This window comes from Embleya sp. NPDC050154, from assembly GCF_044460165.1.
In the GTDB taxonomy this organism is placed as follows: Bacteria; Actinomycetota; Actinomycetes; order Streptomycetales; family Streptomycetaceae; genus Embleya.
Window position 1 is genome coordinate 20,528 of sequence record NZ_JBITJP010000005.1, and the last position, 14,554, is coordinate 35,081.

18 protein-coding genes are annotated in these 14,554 nt (G+C 71.5%); 1 reads left to right on the plus strand and 17 read right to left on the minus strand.

Annotated elements, in window-relative coordinates; all coding sequences use genetic code 11:
* Positions 1-8: 8 nt before the first annotated feature.
* The 15 genes from ACIBSV_RS12080 to ACIBSV_RS12150 all read right to left on the minus strand — a co-directional run bounded on the left by ACIBSV_RS12080 (position 9) and on the right by ACIBSV_RS12150 (position 13,102).
* The gene (locus ACIBSV_RS12080; protein ID WP_395861898.1) at positions 9-890 is read right to left on the minus strand and encodes a phage distal tail protein; all 882 of its coding nucleotides are present in this window, start codon (positions 888-890) and stop codon (positions 9-11) included.
* 1 nt (position 891) lies between these two features.
* Positions 892-2,958 carry a hypothetical protein gene (locus tag ACIBSV_RS12085; RefSeq protein ID WP_395861900.1) on the minus strand — a complete coding sequence of 689 codons (2,067 nt, stop codon included), beginning with the start codon at positions 2,956-2,958 and terminating at the stop codon, positions 892-894.
* 153 nt (positions 2,959-3,111) lie between these two features.
* Entirely contained in the window at positions 3,112-3,693 is a 582-nt protein-coding gene (locus tag ACIBSV_RS12090) for a hypothetical protein (RefSeq protein WP_395861902.1), read from the minus strand.
* A gap of 83 nt (positions 3,694-3,776) precedes the next feature.
* On the minus strand, positions 3,777-4,355 hold the full coding sequence (locus tag ACIBSV_RS12095) for a phage tail protein (protein ID WP_395861904.1): 579 nt from the start codon (positions 4,353-4,355) through the stop codon (positions 3,777-3,779).
* A gap of 24 nt (positions 4,356-4,379) precedes the next feature.
* On the minus strand, positions 4,380-4,808 hold the full coding sequence (locus ACIBSV_RS12100; protein WP_395861906.1) for a hypothetical protein: 429 nt from the start codon (positions 4,806-4,808) through the stop codon (positions 4,380-4,382).
* The gene (locus ACIBSV_RS12105; protein WP_395861908.1) at positions 4,808-5,236 is read right to left on the minus strand and encodes an HK97-gp10 family putative phage morphogenesis protein; all 429 of its coding nucleotides are present in this window, start codon (positions 5,234-5,236) and stop codon (positions 4,808-4,810) included. The genes ACIBSV_RS12100 and ACIBSV_RS12105 overlap by 1 nt, the downstream gene beginning before the upstream one ends.
* A 10-nt stretch (positions 5,237-5,246) precedes the next feature.
* Positions 5,247-5,957, minus strand: a complete 711-nt coding sequence (locus tag ACIBSV_RS12110; RefSeq protein WP_395861910.1) for a hypothetical protein — start codon at positions 5,955-5,957, stop codon at positions 5,247-5,249.
* Position 5,958: 1 nt separating this feature from the next.
* Positions 5,959-6,243 (minus strand): hypothetical protein, encoded by a 285-nt coding sequence (locus ACIBSV_RS12115; RefSeq protein WP_395861912.1) that lies wholly within the window; start codon positions 6,241-6,243, stop codon positions 5,959-5,961.
* Positions 6,243-6,470 (minus strand): hypothetical protein, encoded by a 228-nt coding sequence (locus tag ACIBSV_RS12120; protein ID WP_395861914.1) that lies wholly within the window; start codon positions 6,468-6,470, stop codon positions 6,243-6,245. The genes ACIBSV_RS12115 and ACIBSV_RS12120 overlap by 1 nt, the downstream gene beginning before the upstream one ends.
* 12 nt (positions 6,471-6,482) lie before the next feature.
* Complete coding sequence (locus tag ACIBSV_RS12125) at positions 6,483-7,697, minus strand: phage major capsid protein (RefSeq protein ID WP_395862778.1); 1,215 nt, start codon at positions 7,695-7,697, stop codon at positions 6,483-6,485.
* A gap of 193 nt (positions 7,698-7,890) precedes the next feature.
* The gene (locus tag ACIBSV_RS12130) at positions 7,891-8,538 is read right to left on the minus strand and encodes an HK97 family phage prohead protease (RefSeq protein ID WP_395861916.1); all 648 of its coding nucleotides are present in this window, start codon (positions 8,536-8,538) and stop codon (positions 7,891-7,893) included.
* An 82-nt stretch (positions 8,539-8,620) separates the two neighbouring features.
* Entirely contained in the window at positions 8,621-8,980 is a 360-nt protein-coding gene (locus ACIBSV_RS12135; protein ID WP_395861918.1) for a hypothetical protein, read from the minus strand.
* Positions 8,977-11,310: a phage portal protein gene (locus tag ACIBSV_RS12140; RefSeq protein WP_395861920.1), complete on the minus strand. Its 2,334-nt coding sequence runs from the start codon at positions 11,308-11,310 to the stop codon at positions 8,977-8,979. Before ACIBSV_RS12140 ends, ACIBSV_RS12135 begins: the two co-directional genes overlap by 4 nt.
* An 11-nt stretch (positions 11,311-11,321) precedes the next feature.
* On the minus strand, positions 11,322-12,668 hold the full coding sequence (locus ACIBSV_RS12145) for a terminase large subunit domain-containing protein (protein ID WP_395861922.1): 1,347 nt from the start codon (positions 12,666-12,668) through the stop codon (positions 11,322-11,324).
* Positions 12,665-13,102, minus strand: a complete 438-nt coding sequence (locus tag ACIBSV_RS12150) for a hypothetical protein (RefSeq protein WP_395861924.1) — start codon at positions 13,100-13,102, stop codon at positions 12,665-12,667. The genes ACIBSV_RS12145 and ACIBSV_RS12150 overlap by 4 nt, the downstream gene beginning before the upstream one ends.
* A gap of 83 nt (positions 13,103-13,185) precedes the next feature.
* On the opposite strand from ACIBSV_RS12150, the gene ACIBSV_RS12155 reads away from it, so the two are divergent.
* A complete protein-coding gene (locus ACIBSV_RS12155) occupies positions 13,186-13,380 on the plus strand; it encodes a hypothetical protein (protein ID WP_395861926.1) in 195 nt (64 codons plus the stop codon).
* Between the two features lie 95 nt (positions 13,381-13,475).
* On the opposite strand, the gene ACIBSV_RS12160 is transcribed toward ACIBSV_RS12155, so the two are convergent.
* Both ACIBSV_RS12160 and ACIBSV_RS12165 read right to left on the minus strand, forming a co-directional pair.
* A complete protein-coding gene (locus tag ACIBSV_RS12160) occupies positions 13,476-14,138 on the minus strand; it encodes a hypothetical protein (protein ID WP_395861928.1) in 663 nt (220 codons plus the stop codon).
* Positions 14,135-14,485 (minus strand): hypothetical protein, encoded by a 351-nt coding sequence (locus ACIBSV_RS12165; protein ID WP_395861930.1) that lies wholly within the window; start codon positions 14,483-14,485, stop codon positions 14,135-14,137. Before ACIBSV_RS12165 ends, ACIBSV_RS12160 begins: the two co-directional genes overlap by 4 nt.
* Between the last annotated feature and the right edge of the window lie 69 nt (positions 14,486-14,554).

A 14,554-nucleotide genomic window follows, 5' to 3' on the forward strand; every position in this document is an offset into this window, starting at 1 on the left:
ATGTCCTCTCACCACATGGCCGATCGCCAGCGCACCGTGACGGTGCCGCTGGTCGGGCCGGAGTCGTCGGCGCGGAACGCCAGATCGGATGTGCCAGGTGCCAGTACGAACGTGGTCTCTGGCACGCTGCGGGCGGTAATGGTGTGGAGTCGGTCCTGCCCGCCGAGCCGCACCGTGCCCGCCGCCGTGTCCACCACCAGGAGGTCACCGACGCCGAGCGCGATGTCGTACTCCAGGACATCGCCGGTGGCGAGGTTGGTGATGCTCGGCCGGGTGACCGGGCCACCGAACTCGATCGTCGGATGGGTCGGCGCGTCCCCGCTGTTGACCACCGAGACGCCACCCGTCGACCCGGCGGACCCCCAGTCGAGTCCCTCTGGCCCGGTGCCCCAGTCGAGTCCCTCAGGCCCGGTGCCCCACTGGATCCCGGCCTCGGCGACCGGCAGTCCAGTGGTCGCCGACCGCTCCGTGATCTCGTACACCCGCGGGTCCGGACACACCCACTCCAGCGCGGCCGTGCCCAGCCGCCACAGGGCCTGCGCGTCGTACGGGATGCTGCGGCGCCGCAGCCGGGCCTCGACCTGGACACCCCAGTCGACGAACACCAGTGGCCCGGTGGCACCCACGCCGGTCGCGCGCTTGAGCGCCTGGACCAGGCCGCGCAGCTCGTCGGCGTCGTCCCCCCGCAGGCCGAGGGACAGCGTCGGGTGTCGCGGTTCGGCGTAGTCGGTGCCGAGGTAGTCCCCGTGGTCGCCGACCCGCGCGACGTCCTGAAGCCGGAGCGCCGGCAGGTCATCGACACCAGCCACCTCGGTCACGTGGTACCGGCTGCCGGGCCCGAACGTCAGGCCCTGCCAGGTGATCCGCCCGATGCGCTGCTGATCGAACATGTCAGCCCACCCGTCCGTACCACGCCAGCTCGCGGCTCATCCCGCCAGCCGTGGCATCCGAGCCGTACAAGTTGATGACCGGCGCGATCGTCCTCGACGGCGCCGCGCTGCCCGCGTACGCCGACGTGATCGACGACGCCGACGGCACCGCAGCCGCCACGTTCAGGCCGGACATGGCACCCTGCGCGCCGGCCAGCGCAGCCGACGCAGCCGCCCGCACCGCCGGCGCACCCGCACGCATCCCGGCGGCGAGGCCCGTCATGATCGCCTCGCCCGAGTACGTCGTCCAGCCCCGGCCCGAGAACGGACCCTCCTTGGCGGGCGAACTCGGGAACAAGCCGCGCGCCTTGGACAGGATCCCGCTCACGCTGTCGACCATCGCCTGAGCTTTCGACCGCAAACCGTCGATCAGCCCCTGCACGATCGACGCGCCCGCGTTGTACAGCAGACGCCCCGTGTCGCCCAGGGCGCCCACGATCCGGCCCGGGATCCCCAGCGTCCAGAACAGCAGCCCGGTGACCTTCGCCGCCGCGGCATCCTGCATGGACTGGAAGCCCTCGCGGGCCCGGCCGGCGACCGCCGACCCGAGCCCGGACAGGGCATCGCTCGCCCGGCCGGGCAGCCCGGACACCCACAGGATCATCTCGGCCAGCCGGGAGACAACCGCGTCCTTCGCCGACCCGAACCAACCGCCGAACAGGCCAGGCAACCCCGCGAACCAGTTGATCGACGACTTGATCGCCTCGACCGCCGCCGAGATCGCCGCCTGCACCCACGCCCACACCTCTTGGACGATCGCCCTGAAGGTCTCGGACTCGCGGTAGGCGATCACGATCGCGGCAACCAGGGCGATGATCGCCAGCGTCACGAGCACAATCGGGTTGGCTGCCATGATCACGTTGAAGACCGCAACGGCCGCGGCCCACACACTCGTTGCGGTAGCGGCAAGTGCGCTGTAGATCGCCCACAGCTTCATCGCCACACCGATGGTCGTGATCACAGCGGCAATGGCGGTCAGGACCGGCGTCGGGATCGCCACGATCAGCCGTGCGAAAGCGTCGGCGAGGAGCGCGGTGGTGTTGAACAGCGGGGCCAGCGCCACCAGCAGCGCGACCAGCGCGGACCCCAGATTCCCCAGCATGCCCGCCCCGTTGCGGGCGGACTCCAGGAACCGCGCGAAGCCCTCGCTGTGCTTGAGGCTCTGGCCCCAGTCGGCGAACGCGTCAGTCATCTTGACCAAACCGCCGGTCACCCCACCACTGACCGGCAGAAACGCCTGCAACAGACCGCCGAAACCGCGGCCGAGGTTGCCGATCACGGTGATGAAATTCGTCAGCGCCGGGCCGGCGGCGGCGGTCATGTCCGCCATCCACTGCTTGAACCCCGCGCCCTTGATTCCCGCCGACAGCTTGTCGAACATCTGCGAGAACGCCCCGGCCGCCGCCCGCACAAGCGGGGTCAACGACGGCAGCAGATCGCGCATGAACTGGATGCCCTTGGTGGCCACAGGCATCGTGTCGCCGGCCAAGGACTTGGACCAGGCGGTGTAGTCGTCCTTCAGGCCGCGCAGCGCGACCGCCGTGTCCCGGGTCGCCGGCGGCATCCCGGCGAGCTGGGCCTGATAGGCGGCCTCGGCGGTCGCCGCATCCTCCGTGGCGGACTTGGCTTCGGCCAACGCCTTCTTGTACTCGTCGCCGCCCTTCTTCGCGAGGGACTTGGCGGCGGCGGTCTTCTTGACCGCGACCTCGTGCGCCTCCTCCGACGCCTTGGCCGCGTCGATGGCCTTGGTGACCTCGGCGAACTGGGGCTTGATTGCCGCGCCGAACGCGCCCGCCGCCAGCCCGGCCGCGACCGCCCCAGCCGCGAGACCACCGAGCGCGGCCGTGGCGGCGGCGATCGCGGGGAGACCGGTCGCGATCTTGGTCAAGCCGAGGGCAAGGCCGCCCAACTCCCGCTTGCCGGTCTCGCCCGCGTTGCGCAAAGCCGCGCGAGCCGCCGCCAACTCGGCCTGGAACTGGGCGGTGTTCAACTGGAGATTGCTCACCAGGTTCGGCAAGTTGATGTTCATCGGTCACCCCCTCTCATCCGAGTGCGCTCATTGCCACCAGGTCGGCACCGGAGCTGAACGACCGCGGCGCCGCCGACGGCTGGCTGTGCTGTGATCCGTCGGTGCTCGTCGCGATCCGGTGCTGGTCGACGAGCGACATCAACTGAGCCAGCGTCAGCAGCCAGAACTCGCGATCAGATCGGCCAAAGGCGACGAGCCCGAGATAGTGGAGATCGGCCCAGGGGATGAGGGCAGGTTCAGCGTCGAGGCCAAAGGGCCCGGCTCGGCACCGCCCGTCGCGGTCGCCTGCGGCATCGCCTCGAACAGGGCTTCCGACATCAGCGTTGCGACCGACTCGAAGCTGTGCAGATCCAGCAGGGACGCCAGCTCGCGCCGGTCGCTCTGGCGTACATACGTCACGTCGACCGTCTCGCGTTCGTCACGCTGCTCGACCACGCCGTCCGGCGAGGTACGGCGCACCACCGTGACCCGCTCGCGGGCGTGCGGTACGAAGCCCGCGTCCAGCAGGCCCGCGCCGAGGATGTCGATGATCGGCGCGATCATCGGCCGGTCGAACTGCGCGGCGGCCTGCTCGATCTGCCCGAACGCGTCCTGCATCGCGGCGAGCGATCCGAAGCGGGCCTCAAGGTGAGCCATCGATCGGAGCGAGTAGCGGACGTGGGCGGTCGACCCGTCGGTCAGGGTGATGGTGCGGCCGAGCGCGGTGATGCGGGCGCCGTCGGTGGGGGTGCTCATCGTGGGTTGCTCCAGTGGTCGGCGCCGGGCTTCGGCGCGGCCGGGCGGTCCGGAGCGGCGCTCCAGACCAAGGGGTCTGGGCGTCAGGGGGTGGCGGTCGTGACGATCGCGGTGGCGGTCTTGTTGATGCGGGTGGTCAGCCACTTGCCGGTGCTGATCAGCGGGACCGCCCGGGCTTCGTTCTCCAGGGTCCGGTAGTCCTCCTCGGCCAGACCGAGGCCAGCGAATTGGCTGGGGATGCACTTCCACACCGTGAAGTGCACGTCCCCGCCGATGAGGTCGCCGCCGCTGATCGGCGTCACACCCTCGATCTTGAACGGCGCGGGCCGGCTGTCGGCCGTCAGGCTCCACTCGCTCGCCTCGGTCGCACCCGAGCCGGAGTCGGTGACCGCCCCTCCGAACTGAGCGGCGAGCGCGTCCAACGACATCTTGGCGTGGGGGAACGCGACCGTGATGTTGGACAGCGTCGAGTCGGAGTCCAGCAAGGTGTTGTCGCCCCGGAGTTCCTTGGTCTCGATGTCGCCGCTGATCTCCATGCTCTTGATCCCGGGGAGGTCGATGCCCGCCGCGTACGCGGGAGTTCCGCCCGCCGGGTCGGAGAGGAGAGCAAAGATCTTGGCATCCTGGACCGCGAACAACTTGGTCACTCGGGAGATGGGCACTGCGTCACTTCCTTGTCGTTCGGGTCAGGTGGCGGGCAGTAGGTCGCGGTCGAGTTGGACCATGAGGATGTGGCGGACCACGTTGTCGACGATCGCGTCGCGACCCATCGACAGGACCCGAGAGCCGTACACGTGCGTCGGGTGGGCGGTCAGGCGGGCGCCGTCGAGCGCGCGGTACACGGCGGCCGGCAGGTCGTACCGCTCGGCGTTCTGGCCGGCCACGGTCCGGGCCTGCTGGATGATGTCGACCTGCACCTGCTCGACCACCGCGATGTCGGCGGCCTGGTCGCCGACATCGCCGCGGGCCGCGACCGACGGGACGAGCGAGATGCCCTCGGTCACCGCGATGTAGGGCAGCGCTGTCCCGGGCGCGGGCCCATCCCTATATACGCGGATGCCGAGCCCGGCAGCTTCGAGGTGGGCTTTGATCGCGCCGCCCGTGGTCGCCGCCATCAGCGCGCCGCCCGCGGTGCTTCCTCAGCCCAGATCGCAGGCGCACGGGCGATCGCCGGCCTCAGGAACGGCTTCGGCTTGGTGCCGGGGTGGTGCACCACGGCGACCGGATGCAGCGCACCCTTCCAGTACAGCGCGCGCTTGTGCTTCGGCAGGATGATGTGCGGCCTGGTACCGAACTCCACGTGTGGCGCGTAGTTCACGTTCGTCCCGACCGTGACCGTCCACGACCGACCCGACCCCGACGTGCTGTGCCGGATGCTCGACCGCAGCCGGCCCGTGTCGACCGGGCAACGCTCCTGTGCCTCGCGGACCATGCGCATCCCCGTGCGGGTCATCGCGTCCTTGGCGCCGTCCGAGATACGGCCGATCCACCGACGGAGACCACGCTCGTACGCGCGGCCATCGATCTGAAATCCCACGCTCATGCCGGGCACGTCACACTCCCTCCAGTCGCGGACCGGACCGCAGGTACGGACGCAGCAGAGCGTCCGCGGCGGGCAGTCCGGTGGACGGTCGGAGGCCGCGGCCGTCGTCGCCCTGCTCGTCGTCGGCGCCGGGCTTGGCGGGTGTGATCCGCACGTTGTTGCCCTCGTCGTCGACGTCCAGCCCGGGCGACCCGGCCGGTGCCTCCGGGTCGACCTGACCAGTCCGGGCCTGCTGCTGGATCCACGCCGCCACCAGCGCGGTCGCCTCCTGCACCGCCGACGGCGGCGACACCCACCCCCACGTGCCGGTCACCTCGACCCGCTCCGCAGCCCACCTGCCGAGCAGCCCGGCCCACCCGCCGGACCAGGACTCGGCGCCCGCGACCAGGTCGTCCCAGCCGCCGTGCGCACCGCACCCCAGGTGCAGCGCGTCGACATGCCCCAGCACCGCCGAGGACGTCACCCGGTACGCGGTCGCCGGGATCGGCGTGTCCGGCGTCGGATCGAGCAGCGCCACCACCGACGTGATCGTCTGCACCCGGCGGGGCAGCAGCGTCAGGCCGTCGGACAGCACCGTCGCGGCGACCGTCGCCGACCGGGTCTCCCACCACTCCCGCGTGTGGCGGTCGACCCGGTCGGCGGCGGAGGTGATCGCGGTGATCACCTCGGCGTCGCTGCCGGTGGCGCCGGCGGCGCGGGCCTGGTCGACGGTGCAGTACACGTCAGCCCTCGACCGGCTCGGCGTCGTCGTCCGGCGGGACGTCCAACAGCCGCGCCGCGTGCGGGCTGATCTGCGTGCCCTCGGCGACGATGAGCGTGCCTCGGCCGGCCGGCGCCTCGTACAGCACCGGCCCGACCGGCACGCCGTCGGTGTCGGTCGCCCGGTACGCGTTGCTCGGCGCGCGGTCGCCGACCGCCCACCCGACGCCGCGGGCGTACTCCTGTGGCCGGATGGCCTGGTGCGGCATGTCGGCGTCGGCCGCGCGGTTCCTGGGCTGCCGGGCCATCAGGCACCCCCGATGACGCCACGCGTGCGCAGCGCGGCAAGGAGGTTGTTGTACGCGGTGGTTGCCGCCGCCAAGTCGGCGAAGGTCGCGGCGTTGTTGATCGTCGGCTTGGCGCCGGTCATGCGCTCGACCGCCGGCACCGCGGCGGCGACGTTGCCGCGCAGGACCAGGGCGGGTGTGCCCGGGTCGGCGGCGGCCGGGTCGAATGTGACGTTGATGGGCTGCATGACGCTCCCTGGTCAGGCCGCGAACGTGCCGAGCACGAACGCCTTGGGGGTGTGGACGGCCACGTTCGCGCGCATCTCCGCGAGGATGACCAGCGTGTTGTCCAGGAACAGCGACGCGTGGCTGTCGGTCATGAGGATGGTGATCCCCTGCCGCTCCCAGAGAGTCGCGCCCATCTTGAACCCGCCGACGAGGAACGAGCCCACGGTCATCGCAACGGTGCTCACCACGGCCAGACCCCACAGCCGCGCGGGCGCCAGCCCCTGCACGTTGGCGATCACGCGGAACTGACCGGTGCCGTCCTCGTCGAGTTCCACGTCCTCCCAGTCGGACGGGTGCATCACGACACCGTCCGGCGGGTACATCGCCAGCTCGGCGACGGTCCGCGCGCGGCGGATGCTGATCAGCTTCGACTCGGACGCGGCGGCGGTGTAGGTGCCGATGCCGGAGGTCGTGGTGATCCCCTGCATCTGGGTCGTCCCGTTGCCGGTGAGGATCTCGCGATCCTCCTTGTACCGCAGGCCGTAGCTCAGCCGGCCCTCGATGTACCCCTGCAACTGGCCCTCGTCGTCGGCGGCCTGCCTGGTGATGGCCACCCAGTGCGCCAGGGTCTTCATCGACGTCGAGACCAGCTCGAATGCGAAATCACTCTGCGGCTTGGTCTGCCCCTCCGGCACAACCGCCGCAGCGTTCCAGCCGCCGGACGGCGCGGTCGCCGGGCCGGAGATGTCCCGCACGTACTCCAGGGTCTGGCCGGTCGACGTCTGCCGGTCGAGCAAGTCGGCGACGAGCAGCGGGAGATCGGGCTGAGCGGTCAGCACACCGGGGACGCGCTGGGTCTGCGACGGGTAGGTCCCGGTGACGATCGTGCCGGCGGGTGCCGCACGGTGGTCGAACTCGGGGATGTCGTAGCGGGTCGTGCCGGCCATGCCTGCGGCGCGGTACTGCGCGAGTGCCTCGGACTGGAGGAAGCGGCGGCCGATTGACAGCGCGCGCTGGGAGTCGACTTGCGGGGCGCCCTGAACCGCGCCGGGCTGCGGGGCGGCCGGACGCTGCGGCTCGGGCGGCGCCTGCGACAGCAGCCGACTCCGGGCGGAAGCACGCTCGTTGGTCTGCTGGATCTGCCCGGCGATCTGGTCGGCCTCGGCGATCAGCGCGTCGACGTCGCCGTCAAAGTCGGGGTCGTCGAGCTGCGCGAGCAGCGCGTCACGGCGCTGGGTCAGGGTCATGGTGGGCACGGAAAACCTCCGGCGTGAACGGTGGGAGCGCAGCGATGACGCGTGCGCGGTAGTCCCCGTTGTTCACGGCCGGAGGGAAGCCGGCGAGGTGATGCACCCCTTTGTTTACGACCGGCGGGCATCCGGTGCCATACACCGTAAGTCTGTGATCGTCGACCTGTCCAGCGGGAACGCCGCAGACAGGTCAGCCGAGGGGCACCGCCATGGTCAGCCGGGCTCGGGCAGCAAGCAACTCGCGCCGCCGGCTGGGCACCTGGGCGCCGGCGCGGCGCGCCCGCTCGGCCTCGACCGCCAGCAGGTCGGGTGTCTCGTCGGCGCCGTACAGATCGTCCAGCGCGGACCGCACGGTCGTCAGCTTCGAGCCGGGCACCGATGCCATGCGCGCGGTGATCTGGGAGACCTCGACCAACCTCGCCCCCCTGATGTTGTCCATGACGTCGCGGTACGCCTCCTCGCTCATCTCGACCAGCTTGTCGACGGGCGGCAGGTCGGTGCGCACGAATCCCACAGACAGCTCGGCGGCCGAGCCGGACCGGGCGCGGGTACGGCCCGTCGCTCCGTCCGGGGTGCTGTCGTACTGGCCGCCGATCCACAGGCCGGTGTCGTCACGCTCCTCCGCGCGGAACACGCCGAGCGGCATGTACGGGTCGTGCATGAACAGCAGCGCGAACGAGTCCTTCGAGCGCAAGCCGCCCTTGCGGAATGCGCGCGGGTGGAAGGTGGTGCCGTAGCTGTCGACGACGTTGAACTTGCAGCCCCAGCCCTCGAACGTGCCGTCCTCGCCGTCGTCGACGCGGGACTCGACGACCTCGACGGTGCGGTACTCGATCACGATGCTGGTCCCTTCTTCCGGATGGTGACCGCGACGCGGACCGGGTAGCCCCGGCCGCACCTGCGGCAGTGGACACGCGTGCTCACGCCGAGCGCTGGCCGAGCGCGTGCTTGGCGCGCTCCTCGGCAACGACCTGCATCAGCCGCGGGTGCATGGGCGACAGGAGGGGTGCGTACCGGTACGTCGCGACCATGACGCGCCGCCGGCCGGATCCGTGCTCGGCGACCTGGTCGAGCTGGTAGACGATCTCGCCGCCCTCGAAGGTGAGGACGGACGGCGGTCCGCCGTCCGCCGCCACTCGGGTGGCGCCGCGGGTGCCGTCGTGCGGGCCGCGCCGTGCCTCGTGCAGCGGTACGCCGACCGGCAGGACCAGGCCGCGCACCTGCCGTGGCCCGGCGGCCTGGAGGACAGTGCGGATCTCGCCGCGCAACAGGGTGGTCATGAGTCCTCCGTGGGCTCGAACTCGAACGAGAGGTAACACCTGCACTGAATCGACTGGTTCGCCGGTCCATGCGGGTCGGCCGGGTGCTGGCACTGGGTCAACCGGAACCGGGCGTCAATGGTGGTGCGGCTGCCCTCGGCGGCGCGGTGGCTCGGCCTGGTCCTCGCGTCGTTGGTGGCGTGCCACACCTTGTGGGTGGCGCCGTTGGCGCGGGCGGCCTGGAGCGCGGCGGCCGAGTAGCCGCCGACCGTCTCGGTCCTCGCGACGCGGGTCGCGCGCCAGTCCTCCAGGTCGGTGAACACCTGCTGAATCCGGGCGCGCAGCTCGGGGATGGACTCGCCCTCGGCGACGCCGTGTTGCAGGAGGCGCGCCTCCAGGATCTGGCGCGTGGTGTGCGTGACCCGCTCTGCGAGGACACCGAGCCGGCGGTCCATCTCGACGATGACCGGGTCGTCCTCGGCGAGGTCGGCCGCCGGGTCGATGCCCTCGACGGCCTCTTCCACCGTCCGTCGGAACCAGCGCGCGAACAGGCTCTTCGTCCGCTGGCGCCAGTGCTTCGTGTCGAAGATCTCGCCGATCCGGATGCGGACCGCGTAGGTCTCCCACTCGGCGCCCTCGGTCGACCACCGGATCACCTCCAGGCCGGTCGAACACCGCGGGTCGGTGGTCTCGTCGTCGGGCACCTCCAGGGTCAGCGCGCCCTCGCGAGCGAGCGTGACGGCGGCGGTGCGGATCTCGTCGAGCCACGCCGCCGACCGCTGGGGCTTGTTCATCAGCCGGTCGAAGTCGCGCAGGACAGCGGTCCGTTGCTCCTTGGCAAGCCGCCGGACCGCCGCCTCGCCAATCGCCTCCAGGTCGTCGTACGCCGCCAGGACGTCGGCGGCTGTCGGCTGGCGGCGGGTGGCGATGGCGGCAACTGGCGGCGGGCTGTCGACAGCGGGCGCCGGCGCCGGCGGGATTGTCGGCAGTTGGCGGTGCAGCCAGACGGCATCCCACGCGCGGTCGCCGCTGGCGGCTGCGGGTCCGGCCTCGGCCGCGAACTGGGCGCGATACGGCGTCAGGGTCATGGCACCCTGACCAGCCGGCAGCGGGTCAAGGCCAACCTCCGCACGGGCCTCATCGATCATCATGATGTCGGCGTACGTGTGCGCCCTCACTCGGTTGGCCACGCTGTCCTGCGAGTCCTGGAGCGCGTCGACAGCACCGAGGTTCCAGCCCGCATCCTCGGCGTCGCTGGGCAGCATGACGCGGTCGATCTCGCTGGCGATGACCGTGAGCTTCGGCAGGATCGTGTCGGACCACAGGGTGCTCTTGCTGGCGGTCCGGTTCTCGTAGGTCGCGCCGCCGAGCAGGTAGTCCTTGGGCACGCCGAACGCCAACATCACCTCCTGAGCGTTCGCCCCCCGCGACTCCAGGTAGTCCATCTCCGCTGGCGAGAGACCCAGTTGCAGGTACTCAGGCTTGTTGCCGTCCCCACCACCGGGCGGCGTGCTGATCAGCAGGTGCTTGCCCGCGTTCCTGGGTCCCTCGACGCCGGATCTGAACGCGGCGATGGTCTTGTTGTGGGTGTCCTCGTCCATGTCACCGAGGTAGATCACGCCGCCCGGCCTCGCCCCGTTGCGGTAGCTCGACGACTGCCACTCGCGGGCGTTGGCGTCCATCTCGACCGCGTGCATCGCAGCCCGCCACGGCGCCAGCGCCTCCAGGGGGCGGAACGGGTGGGGGTAGCGCAGCCACAGGACTTCGTCCGGCAGGAGCGGGACGCGGGTGCCGTCGGGTGCGGTCGCGATGTACCCGATCACGTCGGCTGACGCCGGGTCACTGGAGGCGCGGTCGACCACCGGCTGTACCTGGCCGAACAGGAGGTGCATCGCGCTCGGGTCAGCAGCGAGGCCCGTCTCGCCACGGTCGAGGAACGCGAAGCTTTGGCCGCCGAGTTCGAGCTGCGCGAAGGCGAGGTACTTGAACATGACCGCGCTCATGGCGGGGTTCGGCCTCTTGTTGAACAGCTCGCTGCACCAGTGCCCCTCGATCACCCCGCCGTCGGGCCTGGTGATTTGGAGGTCGACGCTGGCGCCGTTGGACGCGATGGCTTCGACGCACCGGTAGGCGACCGCCGATGCGGCGTATCCGCGGGTCTCGGCGTCGAGCGCGAGCATGGACGCGCCGCCGGACAGGTACGTCGCGCTGGGGCTGTACGTCATGCTGCCGACAGCGCGCTGCTCGGCCGGGGCCTGGTCGACGCGGGCGCTGCGGGCGGCGTCGGCGAACGTGGCGACGATGCCGCCGGCGGTGCGGGCGGCGGCGGTCAGGGCGGTGGCGAGTCCCACAGTGGTCCTCCTCAGGCGACCGCGGCGACGTTGCCGACGGCGCGGATCATCAGGTGGGTGATCGCCCACACGTGGGCGTCGAGGCGGTCGGGCGAGTCGCCCTCGCCCGGTACCCAGGTGGTGAGTTGGTCCTCCAGCTCGGGCAGGCTGCCGACCATGTGCACGGCCTGCTGCTCGTAGAGAGCGGACACGGGCTCGGCGCGGGTGAGCTTGCCGCGGGTGGCGTGGACCAGGCGGACGGGCACGTTGCGGTCAACGGCGTGGATGGTCGTCTTGACCATGTCGCCGCCCTGGTTGGCCTCGGCGATGATGCAGTCCGCGCGGTGCAGGTGGTAGGCGTCGACCGCTCGGCGGGCCCAGTCCGTCGGCGAGTACCGGCCGCTCAGGTCGTCGAGGACGTAGCCGTGTGCGCGGAGGGTGCCGGTGGTGTCGGGTGTCCGCAGCCGCGCGGTGCCGGCCACGACGATGCCGGTCTCGTCGCTGGTGCTCGTGTTGCTGACGGCGGGGTCGATCGCCACGCACACCCGGGCGAGCGGGGGTGCCTCGCGCACGCGGGTGAGGTCGAGCAGGGCCCAGGTCCACAGGGCGCCCTCGATGTCGTCGAGGATCTCCCCGTCGAGTTCCTGGCGTGCGGTCCGGGTGCCCGCATACCTCGCGATGAGCTTGGCGCGCATGACCTCGGGCAGGTGCCAGGCGTCGCGGGTCCGGCCTCGGGTCAGCACGGTGTCCGGCGCGGCGACCAGGGCGCGGATCTCCGCCCTCGGCTTGGGGGTTGTGGACATGACGTAGTGCGGGCGCGGCCCGATCCGCAGACCCATCGCCGAGTGGGTCAGCGCCTCGTCGAGGCGGCGCATGGCCGCGGCCTCCTCGAACGCGTACAGGCAACGGTTGCCGCCGCTCCTCAGGCGCTCCACATCGTCCGGGCTGTGGGCGCCAAAGACCTTGCCCTCGGCCCCGTTCGGCCAGCGGACATGCGTGCCGCCGGCGGACGTTCGCAGGACTACGCGCGGATCGTGAGCCTTGAGCCCGCTGGGTCCGTTGATGAACGACTCGACCGCGTCCCCCTGGGTGGGTGCGACGATGCCGATGCGGTGGCCGCCCGGGATACGCCGGTCGCAGGCGGGGCCGTTGACGTGCTCGGCGACGTACCGCGCCGCCCCGTCGGTTTTGCCGGTGCCGCGACCGCCCATCAGCAGCCACGTCCCGTGCGTCTCGACCTCGCTCGGGCAGATCTGCCACGGGTACGGGGTCCACGATCCCCACCGCCGGGCCCACAGTCGCGCCGCCAGCTCGTCGCGCAGCAGCTCCAGAGCGGCGGGCGGTAGCGCCTCCAGGCGCTCGCGCAGGCTGGACGTCACGGACCCTGCTCGACGCGGGCGGCGTCCTGCTCGGCGATCTCGTCGGCAAGGGCCATGACCTGGGCGGTCAGCTCGTCTGTGACGGTCACGTTCGCGCGCACTGGCTCGTCCAGGCCGAGGAGGCGGGACCGGCGCTCGGACGCGCGCAGCGCGACCTCGATGGCCCGGGGTGAGCCGGCGCGGATGTCCGCGGACAGGCCGGCGATGCAGTGGTCGATGAGGTCGAGTTCGCGCTGTCGGAGCATGGCGCGGTCACCCTGCTGCGCGGCGGCTCGGTTCATCAGGGCGCGGTCGACGGCCTTCTTCGCGCCGCTCGCGTCGTAGTACCCCAGCTCGTCGGCGATGGCCTCGAACGACTTGCCGAGCACGCGCAGGTCTACGGCTTTGATCGACCGGGCCTCTGCTGCGTTGCGTTGCTTGGCGTTCTGCGGCATGACGGCAGTGTAAGACGTCTGTCTAAAGTCCGCCATTAACTCGCCGACGTGCGCGGATGCCGACCCTGGGGTGTGCTGGGTGGATGACCGATCACCCGCTGGTCCGGCTGACGGACCGGCTCGTCGAGGCGTCCGGCCTGTCGCAGGCCGAGGCATCCGCGCTGCTGCGCGAGGCGTGGGACGAGGGAGTCGCGGAGGGCACGCGTCGGATGATGCGTGATCTGGCGGCGTGCCAGCGCGAGGCGGCCGACCTGCGGCGCCGGCTCGGCGAGGACTGACCGGGCCCGCCATGTTGGGGAACGAGGGCGGACCCGGCCGCAGTCACGCACGGGGGCACGCGACCAGCGTGGTCAACGACGCGCCGCCCGCGGGGTCACGCCGGGCTGCTGCCGGGCCATACGGGCTCGGCGTCGAGCGCCGCGTACCGCCCGTCCGGGTCGTGTAGAGCGGGCTCTACACCGCCGCCACCTGCGTCTACACCCGGCCCGAGAGGGGCCGGCTCCTCCGGGGGAGCGGGGTCCAGGTCGTCCCTGTGGACGCCGGACAGGATCACGCCCTCGATCCGCACCGACCGCCGGACGGGTATGCCGATCCGCCGCAGCCACGCCCGGCGCTGCTCGGGTGTCTGCCCGGTGGCGGCGTCGAGGTCGACGAGGTGGATGCCGATGCGGTCGCCGATGAGGTCGCGGAGGATTGCGCGGTCGTGGGCCACGGCGTCCTCGTCGGGCGGGCCGGGCTCGACGGTCGGCGACTCGGGCTCGGGCTCGGCCGCCGGTGTGGTGGGTCCGTGCCACCAGGCCGCGCCGATCCACGCGGGTGTGCCTGCGATCAGCGCGACCTCGCCGAGTTGCCACGCGAGGTAGGCGCCGCCGGCCAGCATGCCGCCGCGGATGGCGATGGTCTGGGGTCGGTCGGGTTCGCGTTCGGCGGCGACCCATGTGGTGATGCGGTCGAGGAGGATGCGGTGGCCGTCGACCGCCCGGTCCACCCCGCGCCGCGCGAGCAGCACGGGGCGGACCGGGAGGCGCCCGCTCACCGGCCGGTGGTCGTGTTCGTCACCGTGTTGCCGAGCTGGTCGCCGGTGGTGCGGACGGTGGTGGAGACCATGCCGATGATGCCTGCGGATCCGGCGAGGAGTGTGGCGACGATGAAGCCGAGGATGAACCAGGTGCGCTGCGGCTTGGGTGCCTTGCCCCACTTGCCGGCAATGAACGCGACCAGGCAGAGCGCGAGGAGGACGGCGCCGCCGACGGCCGCGGCCCCGGGCGCGGTGCCGATCGCGGGCTGCTGGGTGACGACGGGCTGTTGCTGGGGTGCGGTGCCGGTGCTGGTCTGGGCGAGCATCTGGCCGGCGAGGTCGTGGATGTGGGCGTGGGTGTACATGGTGTCTCCAGGCGTGTGGGCCCGGGTGGGCAGCGCTGGGCGCCGGGCCTCACCCGGTGAAGGGTGAGG